This window comes from Actinophytocola sediminis (assembly GCF_054779715.1).
In genome coordinates this window covers 1-887 of sequence record NZ_BAAGXS010000134.1, presented here as the reverse complement: position 1 = coordinate 887, position 887 = coordinate 1, and the positions used below count along the sequence as shown (strand labels likewise).

Genomic DNA, 887 nt, shown 5'->3' with positions numbered 1-887 from the left:
CGCGGGCCCGCGAGATCATGGGTCTCGGCCCGCTCACCGGTCGGCCAGCGGGTGACAGCCCGGCCTGACGCTGGGCGGCATGAGTGACCTCTCCGAGGGCAACACGCCCCGCCACCCGTCTCTTCAGTCGATCCTCCGCTTCTTCGACGTCGAGCACCTGCCGCCGCACCTGCGGACCGTGTCTGAGCCGTTCCACACGCTGGCGCACGCGCTGGCGGACGAACTGCCCCCGTCCGCCGAGTTGACCGTGGCGCTGCGGAAGTTGCTGGAGTCGAAGGACTGCGCCGTCCGCGCCGCGCTGTAGGTGACACCCTGACCGGACTGTGGCCGGGTCACCAGCGTCTACAGGGGAGTCCCGGCCATGGCCCGTACCCAGATCACAACCCAGTCCGTCGACGCCGACGGCCTAACTGTCCTTTTTGGAGCGGTCGACGCGACCGCTTCACCCGACGGCAACGTCTTCGCCACCGGCGGCGGTGAGACCGTGCTCGTGCAGAACGAGTCCGAGTCACCCATCACCATGACCGTCGACGTGCCGGTCACGGTCGACGGGGTCGCGGTCGCCGACCGCGTGATCACCGTGCCCGCCAACAGCATCGTCGCGTGGCGCCCGAAAGCGGTGCACCGGCAGGCCGACGGCACCGTCCGTCTCAACTGGAGCACCGCGACCGATGTCGGTGTCGCGGTCATCGCCTGATGCCCGGCGGCACCATCGACTGCCCAACCTGTTGGGGTGGCGGCACAATCCGGCAGAACGGGCAGATCGTCACCTGCCCGACCTGCAACGGCGACGGCGAGATCACCGTGGCCGGCGAGGATTAGCGGCGGCGTCGCCCGGGTCGGTGACACGGGCGACGCACCTTTTTCGGCATGACCGACACCACCCC

At 69.6% G+C, this 887-nt stretch carries 3 protein-coding genes; all 3 read left to right on the top strand.

Going from position 1 to position 887, the window contains the following annotated elements; translation table 11 throughout:
• The first annotated feature begins 79 nt into the window (after window positions 1-79).
• From ACYVIP_RS44665 to ACYVIP_RS44655, 3 genes are read left to right on the top strand one after another with little or no spacing between them, the layout of a single operon-like run.
• Complete coding sequence (locus ACYVIP_RS44665; RefSeq protein WP_460407313.1) at window positions 80-304, top strand: hypothetical protein; 225 nt, start codon at window positions 80-82, stop codon at window positions 302-304.
• Window positions 305-361: 57 nt separating this feature from the next.
• On the top strand, window positions 362-697 hold the full coding sequence (locus tag ACYVIP_RS44660; protein ID WP_460407311.1) for a hypothetical protein: 336 nt from the start codon (window positions 362-364) through the stop codon (window positions 695-697).
• Window positions 697-822, top strand: a complete 126-nt coding sequence (locus tag ACYVIP_RS44655; protein ID WP_460407310.1) for a hypothetical protein — start codon at window positions 697-699, stop codon at window positions 820-822. Before ACYVIP_RS44660 ends, ACYVIP_RS44655 begins: the two co-directional genes overlap by 1 nt.
• Window positions 823-887 lie beyond the last annotated feature (65 nt).